The sequence below is a fragment of the Modestobacter sp. VKM Ac-2979 genome, assembly GCF_026967995.1.
GTDB lineage: Bacteria > Actinomycetota > Actinomycetes > Mycobacteriales > Geodermatophilaceae > Modestobacter.
In genome coordinates this window covers 441,121-461,045 of sequence record NZ_JAPVBO010000001.1, presented here as the reverse complement: position 1 = coordinate 461,045, position 19,925 = coordinate 441,121, and the positions used below count along the sequence as shown (strand labels likewise).

Genomic DNA, 19,925 nt, shown 5'->3' with positions numbered 1-19,925 from the left:
AGTGGCCGGCGGTGACCTCGGGAACTCGGCCACCGGAGCGGAAGGCTACCGTCGCCGTCGTGGCGGCTCCGGGACCCGATCGACTCAGCTACGAGGTCGTGGACGTGTTCGCGCCCCGGCCCTACGCAGGCAACCCGCTGGCGGTGGTGTTCGACGCCGACGAGCTGAGCACCGAGCAGTGCCAGGCGCTGGCCTTCGAGTTCCACCTCTCGGAGACCTCGTTCCTCTGCGCACCCACCGCCGCGGACGCCGACTACCGGGTGCGGATCTTCACGCCGTTCGCCGAGCTGCCCTTCGCCGGGCACCCCAGCGTCGGGGCCGCGCACACGCTGGTGCGCGCCGGGCGGCTGCCGGCCGGGCGGGTGCGCCAGGAGTGCGGCGTCGGCGTCCTGGACCTGACGGTGGACGACGCCGGGGCGACCCTCGGCGGCGGCCGGCCGACCCTGGACCCGGGGCCGGACCCCGCCGTCCTGGCGGCTGCGCTGGGGTTGTCCGCCGGCGACCTGGCCGACTCCCCGGTGCACGTGGCCGGGTGCGGCCTGCCCTTCGCGTACCTGGCGGTGCAGCCGGGCGCGGTCGACCTGGCGCGCCCGGACCAGGGCGCGCTGGACCGGCTCGGCGTGGGGGAGGGCGTGTCGGTGCTGAGCTGGGACGCCGGCACGGCCACCGCGTACGCCCGGGTGTTCGCCGGTGACCTGCGCTGGGGCGAGGACCCGGCCACCGGGTCGGCGGCGCTGGGCACGGGGGTCTGGCTGGCCGCGGCCGGCCTGGTGCCGGCGGACGGGACGGCGGGGTACACGGTCCGCCAGGGTGAGCAGCTCGGCCGCCCCTCGGTGCTGTCCTGCACGGTCACCACCGCCGGCGGTGTCGCCACCGCGGCCACCGTGGCGGGCACCGTGCTGCCGATCGCCAGCGGCACCATCCGGGTCCCGGCGCGGTGACCGATCCCGCCGCCCCGCCCCGGTCACCGGCGCGCCGGGTGGGCGCCGCCGCCCCGTCGGTGTCGCCCTGGGCGGTGCACCGGCCGGGTGGCCGGGACGTCGCGCTGATGGCGGTGGCCGTCATCGGGGTGTCCTTCTCCGGGCCGCTCACCGCGCTCGTGACCACCTCGTTCCTGGCCATCGCCTTCTGGCGCAACGCCGCCGGCGCGGTGCTGCTGCTGCCGGTCCTGCTGCTGCGCGAACGTTCCACGCTGACCGGGCTGCGGGCCCGGCAGCTGGTCAGTTCCGTCGTCGCCGGGCTGTTCCTGGCCGCCCACTTCGCCGCCTGGCTGCCCAGCCTGTCGATGACGACGGTCGCCGCCTCCACCGCGCTGGTGACGACGACGCCGATCTGGACGGCGTTGGCCGCCCGCGTCTCCGGCGTCCGCCTGCCCCGGCAGGTGTGGTGGGGGCTGGCCCTGGCGGTGTTCGGCGCCGCACTGATCGCCGGCGTCGACGTCACCGTGTCCTGGACCGCGCTGGCCGGTGACGGGCTCGCGCTGCTGGGCGCCATCTGCGCCGCCGGTTACATGCTCGCCGGAGCCCGCGCGCGGGAGCGGCTGACCACCTCGGCGTACGCCGTCGTCTGCTACTCGACCTGCGCCGCCGTCCTCGCCCTCGCCGCCCTGGTCGTCGGGGTGCCGCTGGCCGGGTTCAGCGCGCGGGACTGGTGGCTGATCGCGGCGATCACCGTCTGCGCGCAGCTGCTCGGGCACACGCTGCTGAACCTGGTGCTCTCCTCGGTGGGCCCGACGGTGGTCGGGCTGGCGGTCCTGCTGGAGGTGCCGGGTGCGCTGCTGGTCGCGCTGGTGCTGCTCCAGCAGGCCCCGCCGCTGCTGGCCCTGCCGGGGATGGTCGCCGTCGTGATCGGGGTGGCGCTGGTGATCCGGGCCGGGCGCCCGACGCCGGAGGCCGACCCGGTGTAGCGCCGGGACGTCGCTACTCTCCGGTAACAACGTCGACCCGACCAGCAGCGGAGGCACCGTGGCCCAGCTCCGATCCCGTCGTTCCAACCTCGCCGTCCCGGGCAGCAACCCCCGGTTCCTGGAGAAGGCCAAGAGCCTCCCCGCCGACCAGGTCTTCCTGGACCTCGAGGACGCCTGCGCCCCGCTGGCCAAGCCAGGCGCGCGGAAGAACATCGTCGCGGCGCTGAACGAGGGTGGGTGGGGCGAGAAGATCCGCACCGTCCGGGTCAACGACTGGACGACGGAGTGGACCTACCGCGACGTGGTCGAGGTCGTGGAGGGCGCCGGCGCCGAGCTCGACTGCATCATGCTGCCCAAGGTCGCCGACGCCGCCCAGGTGAAGGCGCTGGACCTGCTGCTCACGCAGATCGAGAAGAGCAACGGGCTCGAGGTCGGCCGGATCGGCATCGAGGCGCAGATCGAGACGGCGCAGGGCCTGATCAACGTCAACGACATCGCCTTCGCCAGCGACCGGATCGAGACGATCATCTTCGGCCCGGCCGACTTCATGGCCAGCATCAACATGAAGTCGCTCGTCGTGGGCGCCCTGCACCCCGACTACCCGGGCGACCCCTTCCACCACATCCTGATGACGATCCTGATGGCCGCCCGCGCACGCGGCGTGCAGGCCATCGACGGCCCCTTCCTGCAGGTGCGCGACGTGCCGGCGTTCGAGGAGGTGGCCAAGCGCTCGGCGGTGCTCGGCTTCGACGGCAAGTGGGTGCTGCACCCGGGGCAGATCGACGCGGCGAACGAGATCTACGCGCCGTCCCAGGAGGACTTCGACCACGCCGAGCTCATCCTCGACGCCTACGAGTGGGCGACGTCGGAGGCCGGCGGCAAGAAGGGCTCGGCGATGCTCGGCGACGAGATGATCGACGAGGCCAGCCGGAAGATGGCGCTGGTGATCGCCGGCAAGGGCCGCGCGGCCGGGATGTCCCGCACCTCGACCTTCACCCCGCCGGAGGGCTGACCGGCGGGTCGCCGCTCAGGGGGCGAACGCGCCCTCGCTGATCGAGGCGAGCACCCAGATGTAGGCCACCAGCCCGATGACCATGAAGGTCGTGGCGATGCCGCCGACGATCACGGCGACCACCGCCAGTCCGCCGCCCCTCTCGCCGGTCCGCCGGACCTGCCGGCCGGCCACCAGGCCGAGCACCAGGCCGACCGGGGCGAACACGAAGGCGGTGAACAGGGCCACGATCGCGAGCTGGTTGGTCGGCCGCTGCCAGCCGGGGCCGTAGGCAGACCGGCCGTACCCGGGAGGTCCGTACCCGGGAGGTCCGTACCCCGGGGGGCCGTACGCGGGCGGGCCGGGAGGTCCGTACGCGGGCGGTCCGTACCCCGGCGGGGCGCCGGACGGCGGCGGGTCCCCGCGGTAGAAGTCGTCCTGGCTCACGGCGTCAGTGTGCCGGTCAGGCGCCGATCGCCTCGGCAGGCAACGCGGCGATGCGGGTGGCGATCGACCGGCCGGCGGCGGCGGTGACCTCCGGGTCCTCGCCGACCAGCACCGAGAGCACCTGCCCCCGCGCCTGGGCGAGGGTGACCTGGGTCGTGCCGTCGGCGAGGCGGTACTGGAAGACGACGCTGTTGGCGGCCAGGCCCTCGGCGCTCGGGCCCGGCTCGAACGTGTACTCCTCCTCTGGGCAGCCGCCGAACGCCTGGACCAGCTCCTGCACCGCGGTCGTCGCCGCGGCCGGGGTCGCGTAGGCGATCGCCTCCGACGACAGCTGTGCGGTGCCGGCGGGGTCCAGGCCCACCACCGGCTGCTTCGCCGTCCGCTGCGACTCGGAGGTGAACGGGTAGCCGCAGATGCCCTCGAGGCTCGGGTTCCCCGCCAGGTCGGCGTCCGTGGGGACCGGGTTGGCCTGCACCGACCAGCCCTCCGGCAGGTCGGCGGCCCGCAGGGCGGTGGCCACGATCGCCTCGGCCGGGTCCTGCGCGGCGGCCGGGTCGGCCGTCGCCGCGGCTGCGGCGGCTGCGTCGGCCGGGGCGGGTTCGGCAGTTCCCTGGGCGGGTTCGGCGGTGCCCGGGGCGGCCGCACCGTCGTCGGCGTCCTCGGCCGCCCCGCACCCGGCCAGCGTCAGGAGGGCCACGGCGGCGGGGACGAGGAGGCGGCGACGGTGCTTCACCGCCGCGACGGTAACCGCCACAGCTGTGCGGCCGGGACGCCGGAGGAACCGGGCCGGGAGTGCTCCATACTCGCGACGTACTCGCCAGTAACCGAGACACCGTCGTCCCGAGGAGTGTGCGCATGACCCGCCTGGCCCAGACCGCGGACCTGACCGACGTCCAGACCGAGATCCTGTCGACGGTCCGCCGCTTCGTGGACAAGGAGATCATCCCCAGGGCCCAGGAGCTGGAGCACGGGGACGTCTACCCGACGGAGATCGTCGAGGGCCTGGCGGAGATGGGGATCTTCGGGCTCACCATCCCTGAGGAGTTCGGCGGGCTGGGGGAGTCGCTGCTGACCTACGCCCTGGTCGCCGAGGAGATCGCCCGCGGCTGGATGAGCGTCTCCGGCGTCATCAACACGCACTTCATCGTGGCGCACCTGATCACCCAGCACGGCACCCCGGACCAGCAGGCCGAGTACCTCCCGCGGATGGCCACCGGCGACCTGCGCGGCGCGTTCTCGATGTCCGAGCCGGAGCTGGGCAGCGACGTCGCGGCGATCCGGACGAAGGCAACCCGCGACGGCGACGAGTACGTGATCAACGGCTCGAAGATGTGGCTGACCAACGGCGAGAACGCCACCCTGGTCGCCTTCCTGGTCAAGACCGACGAGGGCAGCGACTCCCCGTACAAGAACATGACCACGTTCCTGGTGGAGAAGACCCCGGGCCTGGGTGAGCGACTGCCCGGCTTCTCCATCCCCGGGCGCATCGACAAGATGGGCTACAAGGGCATCGACACCACCGACGCCAGCTTCGACGGGTTCCGGATCGGCGCGGACAAGATCCTGGGTGGGCAGCCCGGCCGCGGCTTCTACCAGATGATGGACGGCGTCGAGGTCGGTCGGGTGAACGTCGCGGCCCGTGGCTGCGGGGTCGCGATCCGGGCCTTCGAGCTGGCCATCGAGTACGCCCAGCAGCGGGAGACCTTCGGCAAGCCGATCGCCCAGCACCAGGCCATCGCCTTCAAGCTCGCCGAGATGGGCACCAAGGTCGAGGCGGCCCACACGATGATGGTGCGCGCGGCCCGGCTGAAGGACTCCGGCGAACGCTTCGACGTCGAGGCCGGCATGGCCAAGCTGCTGGCCAGCGAGTTCGCCAGCGAGGTCACCCAGGAGTCCTTCCGCATCCACGGCGGCTACGGCTACTCCAAGGAGTACGAGATCGAGCGGCTGATGCGCGAGGCACCGTTCCTGCTGATCGGCGAGGGCACCAGCGAGATCCAGAAGACGATCATCAGCCGCGGCCTGCTCAAGGAGTACGCCAGCAAGCGCTGACCCGTCCCCCCGCTCCCACCAAAATGGCCATTTTGGTGGGGCCGGGGGCCGGTGGAACGGCGGGGTGGGCGGAACAGCGGGGCGGGTGGGCGCCTTGCACCGGGCATGAGAGCTGCAGGAGTGACGGAGTTCGGTGGTCCGGAGGCCCTGCGCCTGGTCGACGTCCCCCGGGAGCCGCTGGGTCCGGGTCAGGTGCGCGTCCGGGTCACGGCGGCGGCGGTCAACCCGACCGACACCTACGCCCGCAACGGCACCTACGCCCAGCGTGACCCGGTCAAGGAGCCCCCCTACGTGCCGGGGATGGACGTCGCCGGCACGCTGTCCGAGATCGGCGACGGCGCGGACACCGACATCCACGCCGGCGAGCACGTGATGGGCATCGTCGTCCCGTCCGGTGCGCACGGCGGCTACCGCGAGGACGTCGTGCTGCCCGCCGGCTCGATCGCCCGCGTCCCCGAGGGCGTCGGCGACGCCGCGGCGGCCACGCTGCCGATGAACGGGCTCACCGCCCGGCTCGCTCTGGACCGGATGGCGCTCCAGCCGGGCCAGGTGCTCGCGGTGACCGGCGCGGCCGGGGCGTTCGGCGGCTACGTCGTCCAGCTGGCCAAGACCGAGGGGCTGACCGTGGTGGCCGACGCCAAGGCCGAGGACGAGCAGCTGGTGCGCGACCTGGGTGCCGACGTCGTCGTCCGGCGGGGGGACGACGTCGCCGACCGGATCCGCGAGCAGTTCCCCGACGGCGTCGACGGGCTGGCCGACGGCTCGGTGCAGGACGCCGCCGTGCTGCCCGCGGTCAAGGACGGCGGGGCCGTCGCGACCGTCCGCGGCTACCGCGGCGACGGGCAGCGCGACCTGCGGGTGTTCCCGGTTATGGTGCGCGACTACGCCGAGGAGCACGCCAAGCTGGACCGGCTGCGCGAGCAGGTGGAGAAGGGTGAGATCACCCTCCGCGTGGCGCAGACCTTCCCGGCGGCGAAGGCCGCGGAGGCGCACCGGCGGCTCGAGGCCGGCGGCGTGCGGGGACGTCTGGTCCTCACCTTCTGATCGCGATAGGAAGGCCCGCATGAGACGCAGGCGCTCGTGGGGCTCGCTCTGGTCGAAACGCTCGGTGCTGTCGATCAGCTCGACCGGGTCGGTGCTGTCCATCGGCAGCGTCGGCTCGGTGCTGTCGATCGGCAGCATCGGCTCGTCCTGCTCGCTGTTCAGCATCGGGTCGAGCACGTCGATCGGGTCGGCGGCGTCCTGGCTGTCGATCGGGTCGCTGCTGTCGGCGGAGTCCCGGTGGTCGGTGCTGTCCTGGCGGTCGGTGAGGTCCCGGCGGTCGGCGGGGGAGTGCGCCGGGGAGTGCGACTGCTGCGGGTCGGCCGGCTGATCAGCCCAGGTGCTTGGCCGCCTCCCGCCGGGAGAGCGGACTGAGCTCGTGCTCGGCCAGGAACCGGCGCACCCAGTCGGGGTCGGTCTTGGTGTGCTCGCGCAGCGCCCAGCCGATCGCCTTGCGCACGAAGAACTCCGGGTCGGCGACGTTGACCTCGATCACCTCGGCCAGCAGCGCGGTGTCGGTGCGCTCCTTCGCGCCGAGCTGGGCGATCACGGCGCTGCGCCGCAGCCACCGGTCCGGGTCGCGCGCCCAGCCCTGCAGCACCGGTCGCAGCGGCGCGGGATGGGCGAGCAGCAGGTCGCGGACCCGGGGCTGGACCCCGTCGACCAGGTCCCACCACGCGCCGGTGGTGATCATCTCCTCGTACAGCGGCAGCAGCTCCAGGGCACCGCGGGCGACGGGCAGGCCGGTCAGCGCGATGGCGGCGTGCCGCTCCTCCCGCACGGTCGCCTCCCGCCACAGCGCACCGGCGGCCCGTTCGACGTCCGGTGGGTGCGCGGCCGCGGCGGCCCGGACGATCCGGCGGACGTCGGGCAGCCGCACCCCGAGGCAGGGCTCCGCCGTCTTCAGGTAAGCCTGCATGCCGCGGCCCCGCTCGGGGTCGGCCGCCGCCCGCAGCGCGGCGCGTACCTCCGGGACCAGGTCAGCGGCCATGCCGGCGATCCTGCCGCAGTCGGATCGCCCGGCGGGAGTCCTCGTGCGAGGCTGCCGGGGAGGTCGCCCGCCGGTGCGCGGCCCTGGTCGGGAGGTCCCGTGAACGGCGCGCAGGCAGTCATCCGCACCCTGGTCGACGGCGGGGTGGACGTCTGCTTCGCCAACCCCGGCACCTCGGAGATGCACTTCGTGGCGGCCCTGGACGACGTGCCGGAGATGCGGGCCGTGCTCACCCTGTTCGAGGGGGTCGCCACCGGCGCCGCCGACGGGTACGCGCGGATGACCGGCTCGCCGGCGGCGACGCTGCTGCACCTGGGGCCGGGGCTGGGCAACGGCATCGCCAACCTGCACAACGCCCGCCGGGCACGGACGCCGCTGGTCAACGTCATCGGCGACCACGCACTGACCCACAAGCGGCTGGACGCGCCGCTGGAGTCCGACATCGACGCGCTGGCCGGCACGGTGTCCGGGTGGGTGCGCCGGTCGCTGGCCACCAGCGAGGTGGGTGCGGACACCGCCGACGCGATCGCCGCCGCCGCCCGCGGCCAGGTGGCCAGCCTCGTGCTGCCGGCCGACGTCTCCTGGAGCGACGGCGCCGCGGTGGCCGCCGTCCCGGCCCGGCGCCCGGCCCCGCAGGTGCCGGCCTCCGTGGTGGCGGAGGTGGCCGGCGTGCTCGGCGGTTCGACGGTGCTCTTCCTCGGCGGCGACGCGGTGCTCGAGCCCGGGCTGCGGGCCGCTGCCCAGGTCGCCGCGGGCACCGGTACCCGGCTGCTGTCCCAGCGGTCCCCCGCGCGGATGCAGCGCGGGGCCGGGCTGCCCGACGTGCTCAAGCTGCCCTATCCGCCCGAGGGCGCCCGCAAGCAGCTGGACGGCGTGCAGCACCTGGTGCTGGTCGGCGCCGCGGAGCCGGTGGCGTTCTTCGGCTACCCCGGCATGGACGGCCGGCTGCTGCCCGAGGGCTGCACGGTGCACGTGCTCGCCGAGCCCGGGGAGGACGCCGTCGCGGCGCTGCAGGCCCTGGCCGAGTCGACTGCACCGGACGCCGTCCCGGAACTGGCCGAGGCCCGCCGTCCGGACCTGCCCACCGGCGAGCTGGACACCAAGGCCCTGGCCGAGGTGGTCGGCGCGTTGCTGCCCGAACGGGCGATCGTCGTCGACGAGGCGCTGACCAGCGGCTACTTCCTCCCCATGGCGACCGTCGGGGCGCCGGCGCACGACTGGCTGACCCTCACCGGCGGGGCGATCGGGCAGGGGATGCCGGTGGCCACCGGCGCCGCCGTGGCCTGCCCGGACCGGCCGGTGGTCTCGCTGCAGGCCGACGGCAGCGCGATGTACACGATCCAGGCGCTGTGGACCCAGGCCCGCGAAGGGCTCGACGTCACCACGGTCATCTGCGACAACAGCGCCTACGCGATCCTCGCCAGCGAGCTGGAGAACGTCGGGGCGGCCGGCGGGGGAGAGCGCGCCGGGAAGCTGCTGGACCTGGGCGGTCCGGCGCTGGACTTCGTCGCGCTGGCCACCGGGATGGGCGTGCCGGCGACCCGGGCCACCACCGCCGAGGAGCTGGCCGAGCAGTTCCGCGCCGCGCTGGCCGAGCCCGGGCCGCACCTGATCGACGCCGTCCTCCCGCGCGGCTGATCAGGTGTCCGCGACCCGGGCCTCCTCCTCGGCCGGGGAGCGACGGCCGAAGTAGAAGATGCCGATCCCCAGCGACACGGCGAGCAGCACGGCCATGAAGACGAGCAGCGGCACCGCGCCGAACTGGGCGATCAGCGGCAGCGACGCCGCGGTGACCAGGCCGCCGCCGAAGAAGGGCTCGAAGGCCAGCTGTTTGTAGCCGAACGCCTCCATGGCCGGGGTCGCCGCGTTGGGGTCGGCCACCCGGATCAGGATCAGCCCAGTGGCTGTGACGCCGAGGGACTGCCCGAGGTCGCCGATGCCGCGCTCGAACCAGAACCGCGGGATCATCCGGCGGGCCAGGAAGACGAAGACCCCGACGTTCCAGGCGAGCCCGGCGATGGCGAGCAGCAGGAACGTCACCCAATTGTTCGCGATCGCCTGGATGGACAGCGTGGCCAGCGCGCTGATGATCAGCAGGTCGAGGGCGATGCCCTGGATCCGCAACATCATCTGCCGGTCGACGATGCCGGTGTGGTCGAAGCGGTCGACCAGCTTCTGCACCGCGACGCCGCCGATCATCGCCAGCGGGAACAGCGGCACGTACTCGAAGAGCTCGACGGTGTCGGCCCACAGCAGCCGCTCCAGCGCCTGCAGCGCCTCCAGCAGGGCGAGCCCGAGCAGGATCGCCACGGCGACGACGGCGAAGTGGATCGCCAGCGGCTCGACCGAGGCGGTGCGCACCGTCAGCATCGCGGCCGGCTTCTGCTCCTCCTTCTCGTAGAGCCCGCGCTGCTCGGCCAGTGAGGTCTTCGCATCGCTCTCCAGCACCTCGGCGCGGCCGGTGTGCACCCCCCAGTTGATCAGCGCGATGCCGACGACGACACCGGCGACGACGCCCACCGTGGCCAGGCCGAGCGCCAGGTCCTGCCCCTCGGGGAAGCCGAGCTCGGCGAAGGTGTCGCCCAGCCCCGCCGCGGTGCCGTGCCCGCCCTCGAAGCCGACCTCGATCAGTGCCCCGACCATCGGGTCCTGGTCGAGGAAGGGCACCAGCAGGAGGACGGCGAGCAGCAGCCCGATCACGTACTGGCCGGACGCCATGGTGACGCCGAGCGCCAGCTGCGGGCCGGCCAGCTCGGCCGCCTCCTTCACCTTGGGGATGCGCTCGCCGAGGAACAGCGTCGCGAAGACCACCGAGATGAGCAGGCCGGGCAGCGACGCCCAGACGTCGAGGAACTCCTCCGGCCACAGCCCGCCGGTCAGCGGCGCGTCCGGCCCGCCGATCGCCTCGGCGATCGAGCCGACCACCTCCGGGCCGATCAGCAGGGCCAGGAAGCCGCCGATGATCGAACTGGGGAGGAAGAGCTTCTGGGCGATCCGCGACCGGATCCGGACGAGCTTGGCGACCAGGAGCAGGACGCCCAGCACGAGCAGGCTGAGTCCGATGACGTCGGCGGACACGGTGCCTCCCTCGGGGAGATCCGAGTCGGGGACCGGTCGCGCAGGGTGGTCCCTGACGGGTGCGTACACCCTGGCGGCTCACGGGCTCGCCGACAACCCCCGGTCGGCCGTGCGGTCGGCGATCAGTCCGCCGACAGCACCTCGGTGCTGCCCGTGGCCCGGTCCCACACGATGGACCCGCCCTGGAAGTCGCTGCGGCGCCCGCCCTCGACGTCGTACTCCCCGCTCACCGGGTAGCCCAGCGGGCCCTGTTCCCAGTCCAGCTCGGCCCAGCGGTTGCGGATGGCGCCGTAGACCTCGTGGGCTCCGGTGCTGGGGGTCCAGTAGATGGAGGCGCCGCTCGGCCGGCTGAAGTGGTTGTAGCGGCCGACGCCGTCGGGGGTGGCCCGTTCGCCGGTGATCGGGTAGCCCATCGGGCCCTGTTCCCAGTCCAGCTCGGCCCAGCGGTTGCGGATGGCGCCGTAGACCTCGTGGGCTCCGGTGCTGGGGGTCCAGTAGATGGAGGCGCCGCTCGGCCGGCTGAAGTGGTTGTAGCGGCCGACGCCGTCGGGGGTGGCCCGTTCGCCGGTGATCGGGTAGCCCATCGGGCCCTGTTCCCAGTCCAGCTCGGCCCAGCGGGCGCGGATGCCGCCGTAGACCTCGTGGGCTCCGGTGCTGGGGGTCCAGTAGATCGAGGCCCCGCCCTGACCGGCGTAGTGCTGGTACCGGCCGACCTCGTCCGGGGTCGACAGCTCCCAGGTCACCGGGGGCCCGAGCAGCCCACCGGCCTCGCCCAACGCCCGGTACAACTGCTCGATGGCCGACCAGTTCACCGACACGCCCTGAGTTCGCGCGGCCTGCTCCCGTTCGGCGATGAGCGGCCAGACGTTGGCCAGGCAGCCCTGCAGCGAGATGGACTGCTGCTGCATCACCGGGGCCGCCTGACCCCCGGTCGGGCAGTCCCGGTGCCCGAGGCCGAGCCAGTGCCCGACCTCGTGCAGGATCACGTACTGCTGGTACAGCGGGAGCCCGAAGGCCCAGGAGCTCGTGGCCAGGCGCCACCGCTCGTCGTTGATGTAGACGGTGCGCCCGACCCGGCAGCTCCACGTGCTGCTGCACCCGGGTGCGGCGTTCCCGACCACGGCGGGCGAGGCGAGGACGAGGTCGAAGTCGGCGCCGGAAGGGACCTGCTGGAAGGCGAGCGTGCCGCCGAGGCTCCAGCCGCGGTTGTCGGTCAGCGTGTCGGCCGCCACGGCGGAGAAGTGCCCGAGGTCGCCGGCGACCGAGCCGCGCGTGGACACGGTGTAGGTGATCGTCCGTTCTGCAGCCTGGGCCGTGCTGGCGCCCGGGACCAGCACCGTCGCAATCGCGATCAGTGCGGCCAGGACGGTCGTCGCGTACCGGTTCATCTGCCACCTCATCCCTGCGCAGGGACCACGGTGGCGCTCCTGCGCGTGTCCTCCCGCGCGGAGTCGGTCCGGATCGAGGGTGTGCGGCGCCGGCCCCGCTTACCTTCCTCCCGCACCGTAGCGAGCGGACCTCGTGGTCCGCGAGCCCTCCGGTGTGCCGAGAGGAGGGCGTTGCTACCGAGCGCGCCGCTGACTAGCGGGAACGCAAGAACGTCGTCGGTACAGCGACGGTAACCACCGCGGCTGACAGGAGTCGGGGGTCGCTCGTGGCGATCGCGAGCACGACCGTCTCCCCTGTGGGGCCGGGTTTCCCGTTGATCAACACGGGGCACCTGTGGGCCACCATCCGAGGAGGACCCCGTGGACACCTGGCTGATCGTCGTCATCGTCATCGCCGTGCTGATCGTGCTGGCGCTCGTGGCGTTGGCGATCACCAAGCGCGGCGGGGCGAGCAAGGAGCGCAAGCGCGAGCAGGCCCTCGAGCACCTGCGGGAGGCAGAGGTGCTCGCCGCCCGCGCGGACGAAGAGCAGGCCCTCGCTGACGAGCAGGCCGCCCGGGCCCAGCGGGAGCGCGCCGAGGTCGAGGAGCGCACCGCGCTGGCGGAGAAGGAAGCGCACGAGCACACCGTGCACGCGCAGCAGGAACGGTCGCGGGCCGCGGAGCTCAAGGCCAAGGCCGAGAAGCTCGCCCCGGGGCTGGCGCAGTCCGAGGGCGGCCACGCCCGCCTCGAGGACGGCGACCGGCGCGAGGTGGTCGAGGACCACGAGGCCGGCCGACAGGACGACGCCGCACGGCCAGAGGGGCCGCACGGCGCCACTCGCGCCTGATCGGCTCCGATGCCGGGCCGCCCCCCACTCGGGGAGGTGGCCCGGCATTCGTTACAGGTACTGCACTCAACCGGCGGATCGACAGGTCAGGGCGCCGGCTCGCGACCTCAGGCCCGTGAGCGCAGGCCGGTGCGCCAGGCGAGGGCGGCGAGCTGCGCCCGGTCGCGGGCGCCGAGCGTGCTGAGCACCCGGCCGACGTGGGCTCGCGCGGTCGCCGGGCTCATCGCCAGCGCGCGGGGGTGGATGTGGGGGTCACGCCGGCGATGACGTAGAGAGCCGCGTCCAGAGACGCTGGCGTCGAGTGGATGTCGACGCAGGCGTCGCTTGATCGGGTGAACCGTCCGGGTGAGCAGTCACTCCTTGTCCACAGGGCTTCCCGCGAGACCGGATCGTCCCCTTACAGTCACGGCACTCATCTGACCAAGTGGCTGCTCAACGGGGGTGTCGTGCCGGTGGCGAGCTCTGCCGTCGATCTCGTCGACGGCGAGGTCCGGGAGCTGATCCGGCGCCGGGGGCTGGACCCGTTCGGCGATCCAGGGCCGGTGCGGATGCTGGTGCGGGACGTGGTCGCCGACTACTCCGAGCGCTCGCTGTCCTCGACGTTGCCGCCGGTCGGTGACCCGGAGGGCGTCGTCCGTGACGTGTTGGACCGGGTGGCTGGCTACGGGCCGCTGCAGCGGTGGCTGGACGACCCGGAGGTCGAGGAGATCTGGGTCAACGAGCCGGGCCGGGTGTTCGTCGCCCGCCGGGGTCGCAGCGAGCTGACGACGACGATCCTGGGTGCCGGGCAGCTGGCGGACCTGGTCGAGCGGATGCTGCGCAGCTCGGGTCGGCGGATCGACATGTCCACCCCGTTCGTCGACGCGATGCTGCCCGACGGGTCGCGGCTGCACGTCGTGATCCCGGATGTCACGCGCCGGCACATGGCGGTCAACATCCGGAAGTTCGTGCTGCAGGCGCACTCGCTCGACGAGCTGGTCGCCTTGGGCACGCTGACCTCGCAGGTGGCCCGATTCCTGGAGGCGTCGGTCGCCGCCGGGCTCAACATCCTGGTCTCCGGCGGCACCCAGGCCGGCAAGACCACGATGCTGAACTGCCTGTGCGCGGCCGTGCCGGCCCGCGAGCGGGTGGTCACCTGCGAAGAGGTCTTCGAGTTGCGGGTGCCGCTGCCCGACGTCGTGGCGATGCAGACCCGGCAGGCCAACCTCGAGGGCGCCGGAGAGATCCCGCTGCGCCGGCTGGTCAAGGAGGCGCTGCGGATGCGGCCCTCCCGGCTGGTCGTCGGAGAGGTCCGCCAGGAGGAGTGCCTGGACCTGCTGATCGCGCTGAACAGCGGCCTGCCCGGGATGTGCACCCTGCACGCCAACAGTGCTCGGGAGGCCGTGGTCAAGATGTGCACCCTGCCGCTGCTGGCCGGGGAGAACATCGGGCACGCCTTCGTCGTCCCGACCGTGGCCTCCAGCGTCGACCTCGTGGTGCACGTGGGCACCGAGCCCAGCGGTGCGCGGCGGCTGCGCGAGGTGGTGGCGCTGTCCGGCCGCACCGAGGGCAGCGTCGTCGAGACCGCCGACGTCTTCACCACCCGCGACGGACGGCTGGTCCGCGCCGACGGCTACCCGCCGCACGCCGACCGGTACGCCGCCCACGGCTTCGACCTGGCCGCGTTGCTGGGTGACCCGGACGAGCGGCGGACCGCGTGAGCGTGCCCGGCGGCCTGCTCGGGCTGGCCCTCGGCGTCGGTCTGCTGCTGATCTGGCGCAGCGGCGCCCGGGCGCCGGTCCGGCGGGCGGGCACGTCCCGGCCGGGACGGCGTCAGCAGCTGCTGGCCGCCGCCGGGCTCACCGGGATCAACTCCGCCCAGCTGCTCGCCCTGCAGGTCGCCCTGGGCATCGCCTGTCTCCTGCTGGTGCTGCTGACCACGCAGACGGTGACGATCAGCCTGGCGTTCGGCGTCTTCGGCTCGGCGGTGCCGTACCTGCTGGTGCGCCGGCTGGCCGCCAAGCGCCGGGCCGACCTGCGCGAGGTGTGGCCGGAGGTCGTGGACAACCTGGCGTCGGCGGTGCGCGCCGGGCTCTCGTTGCCCGAGGCCTTGTCCGCGCTCGCCGTCCGTGGCCCGGAGGTGCTACGGGGCTCCTTCGCCCGGTTCGCCGCCGACCACCGCTCAAGCGGCCGGTTCAGTGACGCCCTCGACCGGCTGAAGGACGACCTGGCCGACCCGGTGGGCGACCGGATCGTGGAGACGCTGCGGGTGGCCCGCGAGGTGGGCGGCAGCGACCTGGGCCGGGTGCTGCGCACCCTGGCCGCGTTCCTCCGCGAGGACGCCCGGGCCCGTGCCGAGCTGGAGACCCGGCAGGGCTGGGTGATCCAGGCCGCCCGGCTGGCCGTGGCCGCGCCGTGGGTGGTGCTGCTCCTGCTCGCCACCCAGCAGCAGACGTTGACCGCCTACGACAGCCCGGTCGGGACGGCGCTGCTGCTCATCGGCGGCGGGGTGTGCCTGCTGGCCTACCGGCTGATGCTGAAGATCGGGCGGTTGCCCGAGGACGTGCGGGTGCTCCAGTGAGTGAGCATCGCAGCGAGCGCCAGCGAGCGAGGAGCGGAGCGAACGGGCCGCGGAGCGGCGCGGTGTCGTCGTGAGCGCCGGGCTGACCGGCATGCTGCTGGGGCTGGTCGCGGCCACCGGCGTGCTGCTGGCGGTGAGCTTCGCGCCGCCGTTCCGGCAGGTGCGGCTGGTCGACCGGCTGGCGCCCTACGTGCACGACAGCCCGGCGCCGTCCCGACTGCTGGGCACCGCCACCCAGCCGGGGGTGCTCAGCGCCGCCCGGCGGGTGTTCGGCCCGGTGCTGGCCGACGGTGCGCGGCACGTCGACCGGTTGCTCGGTGGCCGGGTGGCGGTGCGGCGGCGCCTCGACGCGCTGAACGCCGACGCGACCGTCGAGGACTTCCGGATCGAGCAGGTCGTGTGGGGCGGGCTCGGGCTGCTGGGCGCCGCCGTCCTGGCCGTGCTGGGGTCGGCGCTGGCCGGGACGGTGAACCTGCTGTCGGTCGTGCTGCTGTGCGTGGCCGGGCTGGTCGGCGGCGTGCTGGGCCGGGACTGGTGGCTGACACAGCAGGTACAGCGGCGCGAGGAGCTGCTGCTGGCCGAGTTCCCGGTGGTCGCCGAGCTGCTGGCGCTGGCCGTGACGGCGGGGGAGAGCCCGACCGCGGCGATCGCCCGGGTCACCCGGCTGTCCGGTGGAGAGCTGGCCCGGGAGCTGGGCGCGACCCTGGCCCGGGCCCGCGCCGGGGTGTCGCTGGTCGATGCGCTGCAGCAGCTGGCCGACCGCACCTCACTGGACCCGCTGGCCCGCTTCGTCGACGGACTGATCGTGGCCATCGAGCGCGGCACCCCGCTGGCCGAAGTGCTGCGGGCCCAGGCCGCCGACGTCCGGGAGGCCGGCAAGCGCCGGCTGCTCGAAGCAGGCGGGCGCAAGGAGATCGCGATGATGGTCCCGGTCGTGTTCCTGGTGCTGCCCGTCACCGTCCTGTTCGCCCTGTACCCGGGGCTGATCAGCATCGTCTCGCTGGCGCAGTGACGCCGGTGACCGACAGAGAGGACCACGGATGCGTGCCTACGCGTTCCTTCTGACCGCGCTGGCTGCGCTGGCGGCCCGGCTGCGGGAGGACGATCCCGAGCGGGGCGACGTCCCGGGCTGGGTGATGATCACGGTGATGACCGCCGCGCTGGTGCTGGCGATCCTCGTGCCGTTCCGCGCGGCGATCGTGGAGGCGGTGTCGAACGCGCTGGAGTCCGTGACGAGTGCGCCGTGAGCGGCTGACGGACGACGGCGAGCGGGGGAGCGCGGTCGTCGACTTCGTGTTGGTCGGCGTGCTGGTCGTGGCGCTGCTGCTCGCGGTGCTGCAGGTGGCGGTCTACGTGCACCTGCGCAACGTGGTGGTGGCCAGCGCGCAGCAGGGTGCCCGGTACGCGGCCAACGTCGACGTGCCCACCGAGGCGGGGGCGGCCCGGACGTTGGAGATCGTCGGCCAGGCGACCTCGGCCGGGACGGCGGCGGGGTTGGCGTGCGAATCGGTGCAGGAGGTCGACGAGAGTGGGCTGACGCTGGTCGTCGTCCGGTGCGTCGGCGCGGTGCCGAGCCTGTTCGCCCCGCTGGGAGACCTGTTGCCGTTGTCGGCGACCGGGCGCTCGGTGGCGGAGACGCCGTGAACTGGATCCGGGCGCGGCTGGGTGTCGGCGGCTCCGAGCAGGGGTCGGCGATCGTGGAGTTCGTGTTCATCGCGCTGGTGGTGTTCCTGCCGCTGGTCTACATCGTGGCCGGGTTCTCCGCCGTCCAGCGCGGGGTGTTCGCGGCCAACGCGGCGGCGCGGGAGGCGGGGCGGGCGATCGCCACTGCGCCGGACGTGGCGACCGGGCAGGCGCGCGCGGAGGCGGCGGTGGCGATCGCGGTGGCCGACCAGTCGGTGGAGGCGACCGACGTCGTCCTGGCGTATGCGCCGGCCGGCGCCGGGTGCGAGGCGGCGGGCGGTTACTGGCCGTCGCTGGTGCCGGGGGAGGAGTTCTCGGTGTGCGTGACGGTGACCGTGCGGATCCCGCTGCTGCCGGAGTTCATCGACGCCAACACCGCCACCGGCCAGTTCCTCGTCGAACGCGACCGCTACGTCGACGGCTGACCGTGCCCCCGTTCACCACCTTCATCGGCTGACCGGCTCAGTCGATGGAGGTGGTGGACGGCGGGGCGCTGCCGCCTTGCGGTGCCTCGCCGGTCATCAGCTGCACGATCTGCTCGCGGTCGGCCGCCGAGGGCAGTCCCCAGGTCGGCTCGTACTCGTAGACCTCGGAGAGCGGGCGCGAGGCAGTGCGGCCGGTGAGGATCTCCACCGCCGAGGTGTCGATGAGGCCGGGGTGCTCGACGCCGCAGGCCTCGGCGACCCTGATCAGGTCGCGTCGGAGCGTCTGGATGTAGGTGCCCGCCCGGACCGACTTCAGCGCCGGGTCGAGGCCGTGGGCGAGCCAGGCGTTCTGGGTGGCGACGCCGGTGGGGCAGGTGTCCGAGCACCTTGGCGCTGGGCACCTGCGTCTCCTGGCCGGCCTGCGCGGTGGTGGCCGGGACGGCGTGGCCGAAGGTGCGGTGGTTGATCACCGGGTAACCGGCGGTGAACTCGAGGTCGTTGTCGGTGCCGAAGCCGAAGTAGTTGTTCTGCTTCTTCGCCGAGGCGTACACCCAGCGCCGTTGGTCGCGGGTGAACGGCCGCTCCTCGTTGTTGCCGGCCACCAGGTACTGCCGCATCTCCGGTCCGATGGACTCCAGCAGGTAGCGGGCCCGGCCGAGCACCGGAAAGTTGCGCAGCAGGGTGTGCTCGCGCTGCAGGAGGTCGCGGGCGGCGACCCCGGCGAGGGCGGAGAGTCCGGCGGCCGCGGCGCGGGTGGCCCAGGTCATGTCCCACTATGACGCGAGCCCGCTCCGATCGTGTCCGGTTCTGCGCCGGGACCTCTCCGTGCGCGCGCGGGGCACTTCGCCGTCGTCGTGTCCCCTGACCGGGTGAACCAGCCGGGTGAGGGGCCCTGTTCGTCCACAGGGCTCCCCGCGGAGCCGTCTCATCCCCTTACAGTCACGGCACTCATCTGACCAAGTGGCTGCTCAACGGGGGTGTCGTGCCGGTGGCGAGCTCTGCCGTCGATCTCGTCGACGGCGAGGTCCGGGAGCTGATCCGGCGCCGGGGGCTCGACCCGTTCGGCGATCCAGGGCCGGTGCGGATGCTGGTGCGGGACGTCGTCGCCGACTACTCCGAGCGCTCGCTGTCCTCGACGTTGCCGCCGGTCGGTGACCCGGAGGGCGTCGTCCGCGACGTGTTGGACCGGGTGGCTGGCTACGGGCCGCTGCAGCGGTGGCTGGACGACCCGGAGGTCGAGGAGATCTGGGTCAACGAGCCGGGCCGGGTGTTCGTCGCCCGCCGCGGGCGCAGTGAGCTGACCACGACGATCCTGGGTGCCGGGCAGCTGGCGGACCTGGTCGAGCGGATGCTGCGCAGCTCGGGTCGGCGGATCGACATGTCCACCCCGTTCGTCGACGCGATGCTGCCCGACGGGTCGCGGCTGCACGTCGTGATCCCGGATGTCACGCGCCGGCACATGCCGGTCAACATCCGGAAGTTCGTGCTCCAGGCGCACTCGCTCGACGAGCTGGTCGCGCTGGGCACGCTGACCTCGCAGGTCGCTCGGTTCCTGGAGGCGTCGGTCGCCGCCGGGCTCAACATCCTGGTCTCCGGCGGCACCGCGCAAGGAGCCTAGACCCGTCTCTAAATGCGTCGCCCGGACGGTGACTTCTACTCTTGCCACATGGCAGACCTAGCACCGCCGCTCGTCACAGGCGTGTTCGCGCTGGCCGGGGCGAGTGCTGGCGCACTGCTGAGTGGTCTTGTGTCTAGGGCCAGTGACAAGCGGCGTGTCAAGGCCGAGGACGACCGCAGGTGGCTGGCTGATAGACGGCTGATCTACAGCACCTTCCTGGGGGTGATCGAGTCCATGCTCAATGACCTCGAACGCGTTTCCCACCTACTGGGCGGTGAGTCGAAACAGCTGGCCGAAGAAGACAAACAAGCTCTCGAAGCGGCAAATGACGCGTACGAGCGCCGGTGGGCGAACGATCTCCGGCCAGCGTTCGGTCAACTCCGGCTCATCGCCTCCCTTCCCGTTGTCGAGCTAGCTGAGCGTCTCGCGGGCTTTGGCGGGCACGTCGGCGGAGTGCAAGTCCCGTTCTTTGAGGGCGGAATGGTGCAGGAGTACCTCCGCAGGATGCTCCGGACTCGTGATGTTGTATCGGAGCTGCTTGCCGAAATGCGGTCTGAGCTGGGGCTGCCGCCAACCGAAAAGCGCCGGTCTTGGGCGTGGGATGTCGAGGAGGCTGATTAGGGTTCGGACGTGGACCCAGGCCGGCAAGACCACGATGCTGAACTGCCTGTGCGCGGCCGTGCCGGCCCGCGAGCGGGTGGTCACCTGCGAAGAGGTCTTCGAGCTGCGGGTGCCGCTGCCCGACGTCGTGGCGATGCAGACCCGGCAGGCCAACCTCGAGGGCGCCGGAGAGATCCCGCTGCGCCGGCTGGTCAAGGAAGCGCTGCGGATGCCGCCCTCCCGGCTGGTCGTGGGCGAGGTGCGCCAGGAGGAGTGCCTGGACCTGTCGCAGTCGGCCTGAACGAATACGGGCTCGG

23 protein-coding genes are annotated in these 19,925 nt (G+C 73.0%); 17 read left to right on the top strand and 6 right to left on the bottom strand.

Features of this window, described 5'->3' with window-relative positions:
• The first annotated feature begins 59 nt into the window (after positions 1 to 59).
• From O2W15_RS02280 to O2W15_RS02270, 3 genes are read left to right on the top strand one after another with little or no spacing between them, the layout of a single operon-like run.
• Positions 60 to 941 carry a PhzF family phenazine biosynthesis protein gene (locus O2W15_RS02280; RefSeq protein ID WP_269164869.1) on the top strand — a complete coding sequence of 294 codons (882 nt, stop codon included), beginning with the start codon at positions 60 to 62 and terminating at the stop codon, positions 939 to 941.
• On the top strand, positions 938 to 1,906 hold the full coding sequence (locus O2W15_RS02275; protein ID WP_269178221.1) for a DMT family transporter: 969 nt from the start codon (positions 938 to 940) through the stop codon (positions 1,904 to 1,906). The genes O2W15_RS02280 and O2W15_RS02275 overlap by 4 nt, the downstream gene beginning before the upstream one ends.
• 58 nt (positions 1,907 to 1,964) lie before the next feature.
• Positions 1,965 to 2,918: an HpcH/HpaI aldolase/citrate lyase family protein gene (locus O2W15_RS02270; RefSeq protein WP_269178220.1), complete on the top strand. Its 954-nt coding sequence runs from the start codon at positions 1,965 to 1,967 to the stop codon at positions 2,916 to 2,918.
• A 15-nt stretch (positions 2,919 to 2,933) separates the two neighbouring features.
• On the opposite strand, the gene O2W15_RS02265 is transcribed toward O2W15_RS02270, so the two are convergent.
• Positions 2,934 to 3,344 carry a DUF4190 domain-containing protein gene (locus O2W15_RS02265; RefSeq protein ID WP_269178219.1) on the bottom strand — a complete coding sequence of 137 codons (411 nt, stop codon included), beginning with the start codon at positions 3,342 to 3,344 and terminating at the stop codon, positions 2,934 to 2,936.
• A 16-nt stretch (positions 3,345 to 3,360) separates the two neighbouring features.
• Entirely contained in the window at positions 3,361 to 4,077 is a 717-nt protein-coding gene (locus O2W15_RS02260) for a hypothetical protein (protein ID WP_269178218.1), read from the bottom strand.
• Between the two features lie 122 nt (positions 4,078 to 4,199).
• On the opposite strand from O2W15_RS02260, the gene O2W15_RS02255 reads away from it, so the two are divergent.
• The 3 genes from O2W15_RS02255 (at position 4,200) to O2W15_RS02245 (ending at position 6,768) form a co-directional block, all read left to right on the top strand.
• On the top strand, positions 4,200 to 5,396 hold the full coding sequence (locus O2W15_RS02255) for an acyl-CoA dehydrogenase family protein (protein WP_269178217.1): 1,197 nt from the start codon (positions 4,200 to 4,202) through the stop codon (positions 5,394 to 5,396).
• Between the two features lie 120 nt (positions 5,397 to 5,516).
• On the top strand, positions 5,517 to 6,440 hold the full coding sequence (locus tag O2W15_RS02250; protein WP_269178216.1) for a quinone oxidoreductase family protein: 924 nt from the start codon (positions 5,517 to 5,519) through the stop codon (positions 6,438 to 6,440).
• Between the two features lie 19 nt (positions 6,441 to 6,459).
• Positions 6,460 to 6,768, top strand: coding sequence for a hypothetical protein (locus O2W15_RS02245; protein ID WP_269178215.1), 309 nt, complete (start codon positions 6,460 to 6,462; stop codon positions 6,766 to 6,768).
• Here O2W15_RS02245 and O2W15_RS02240 read toward each other — a convergent pair whose 3' ends face one another.
• On the bottom strand, positions 6,769 to 7,428 hold the full coding sequence (locus O2W15_RS02240) for a DNA alkylation repair protein (protein WP_269178214.1): 660 nt from the start codon (positions 7,426 to 7,428) through the stop codon (positions 6,769 to 6,771).
• Between the two features lie 99 nt (positions 7,429 to 7,527).
• Between O2W15_RS02240 and O2W15_RS02235 the strand changes: the two genes are divergently transcribed.
• Complete coding sequence (locus O2W15_RS02235) at positions 7,528 to 9,066, top strand: acetolactate synthase large subunit (protein WP_269178213.1); 1,539 nt, start codon at positions 7,528 to 7,530, stop codon at positions 9,064 to 9,066.
• On the opposite strand, the gene O2W15_RS02230 is transcribed toward O2W15_RS02235, so the two are convergent.
• A complete protein-coding gene (locus O2W15_RS02230; RefSeq protein ID WP_269178212.1) occupies positions 9,067 to 10,506 on the bottom strand; it encodes a sodium/glutamate symporter in 1,440 nt (479 codons plus the stop codon).
• A 122-nt stretch (positions 10,507 to 10,628) separates the two neighbouring features.
• A complete protein-coding gene (locus tag O2W15_RS02225) occupies positions 10,629 to 11,894 on the bottom strand; it encodes a DUF3152 domain-containing protein (RefSeq protein WP_269178211.1) in 1,266 nt (421 codons plus the stop codon).
• A gap of 360 nt (positions 11,895 to 12,254) precedes the next feature.
• Here O2W15_RS02225 and O2W15_RS02220 point away from each other — a divergent pair, with 360 nt between their 5' ends.
• The 7 genes from O2W15_RS02220 to O2W15_RS02190 all read left to right on the top strand — a co-directional run bounded on the left by O2W15_RS02220 (position 12,255) and on the right by O2W15_RS02190 (position 17,390).
• Positions 12,255 to 12,722 (top strand): hypothetical protein, encoded by a 468-nt coding sequence (locus O2W15_RS02220; protein WP_269178210.1) that lies wholly within the window; start codon positions 12,255 to 12,257, stop codon positions 12,720 to 12,722.
• A gap of 452 nt (positions 12,723 to 13,174) precedes the next feature.
• Complete coding sequence (locus O2W15_RS02215; RefSeq protein WP_269178209.1) at positions 13,175 to 14,422, top strand: CpaF family protein; 1,248 nt, start codon at positions 13,175 to 13,177, stop codon at positions 14,420 to 14,422.
• Positions 14,419 to 15,282 carry a type II secretion system F family protein gene (locus O2W15_RS02210; protein ID WP_269178208.1) on the top strand — a complete coding sequence of 288 codons (864 nt, stop codon included), beginning with the start codon at positions 14,419 to 14,421 and terminating at the stop codon, positions 15,280 to 15,282. Before O2W15_RS02215 ends, O2W15_RS02210 begins: the two co-directional genes overlap by 4 nt.
• Before the next feature lie 70 nt (positions 15,283 to 15,352).
• Entirely contained in the window at positions 15,353 to 16,294 is a 942-nt protein-coding gene (locus O2W15_RS02205; RefSeq protein WP_269178207.1) for a type II secretion system F family protein, read from the top strand.
• 28 nt (positions 16,295 to 16,322) lie between these two features.
• Positions 16,323 to 16,529 (top strand): hypothetical protein, encoded by a 207-nt coding sequence (locus tag O2W15_RS02200; RefSeq protein ID WP_269160612.1) that lies wholly within the window; start codon positions 16,323 to 16,325, stop codon positions 16,527 to 16,529.
• Positions 16,519 to 16,926, top strand: a complete 408-nt coding sequence (locus tag O2W15_RS02195) for a TadE/TadG family type IV pilus assembly protein (protein ID WP_269178206.1) — start codon at positions 16,519 to 16,521, stop codon at positions 16,924 to 16,926. The genes O2W15_RS02200 and O2W15_RS02195 overlap by 11 nt, the downstream gene beginning before the upstream one ends.
• A complete protein-coding gene (locus O2W15_RS02190) occupies positions 16,923 to 17,390 on the top strand; it encodes a hypothetical protein (RefSeq protein ID WP_269178205.1) in 468 nt (155 codons plus the stop codon). The genes O2W15_RS02195 and O2W15_RS02190 overlap by 4 nt, the downstream gene beginning before the upstream one ends.
• 37 nt (positions 17,391 to 17,427) lie before the next feature.
• On the opposite strand, the gene O2W15_RS02185 is transcribed toward O2W15_RS02190, so the two are convergent.
• Entirely contained in the window at positions 17,428 to 17,598 is a 171-nt protein-coding gene (locus tag O2W15_RS02185; protein WP_269178204.1) for a hypothetical protein, read from the bottom strand.
• 780 nt (positions 17,599 to 18,378) lie between these two features.
• Between O2W15_RS02185 and O2W15_RS02180 the strand changes: the two genes are divergently transcribed.
• From O2W15_RS02180 to O2W15_RS02170, 3 genes are read left to right on the top strand one after another with little or no spacing between them, the layout of a single operon-like run.
• Positions 18,379 to 19,008 (top strand): ATPase, T2SS/T4P/T4SS family, encoded by a 630-nt coding sequence (locus O2W15_RS02180; RefSeq protein WP_269178203.1) that lies wholly within the window; start codon positions 18,379 to 18,381, stop codon positions 19,006 to 19,008.
• 48 nt (positions 19,009 to 19,056) lie between these two features.
• Entirely contained in the window at positions 19,057 to 19,629 is a 573-nt protein-coding gene (locus O2W15_RS02175) for a hypothetical protein (RefSeq protein WP_269178202.1), read from the top strand.
• The gene (locus O2W15_RS02170; RefSeq protein WP_331253856.1) at positions 19,529 to 19,909 is read left to right on the top strand and encodes an ATPase, T2SS/T4P/T4SS family; all 381 of its coding nucleotides are present in this window, start codon (positions 19,529 to 19,531) and stop codon (positions 19,907 to 19,909) included. The genes O2W15_RS02175 and O2W15_RS02170 overlap by 101 nt, the downstream gene beginning before the upstream one ends.
• Positions 19,910 to 19,925: the final 16 nt, after the last annotated feature.

Coding starts and splice junctions, on each gene's coding strand:
- O2W15_RS02200 (WP_269160612.1), top strand. CDS start 16,323: ATGCGTGCCTACGCGTTCCTTCTGACCGCGCTGGCTGCGCTGGCGGCC.
- O2W15_RS02175 (WP_269178202.1), top strand. CDS start 19,057: ATGGCAGACCTAGCACCGCCGCTCGTCACAGGCGTGTTCGCGCTGGCC.
- O2W15_RS02240 (WP_269178214.1), bottom strand. CDS start 7,428: ATGGCCGCTGACCTGGTCCCGGAGGTACGCGCCGCGCTGCGGGCGGCG.
- O2W15_RS02255 (WP_269178217.1), top strand. CDS start 4,200: ATGACCCGCCTGGCCCAGACCGCGGACCTGACCGACGTCCAGACCGAG.
- O2W15_RS02225 (WP_269178211.1), bottom strand. CDS start 11,894: ATGAACCGGTACGCGACGACCGTCCTGGCCGCACTGATCGCGATTGCG.
- O2W15_RS02170 (WP_331253856.1), top strand. CDS start 19,529: ATGTTGTATCGGAGCTGCTTGCCGAAATGCGGTCTGAGCTGGGGCTGC.
- O2W15_RS02245 (WP_269178215.1), top strand. CDS start 6,460: ATGAGACGCAGGCGCTCGTGGGGCTCGCTCTGGTCGAAACGCTCGGTG.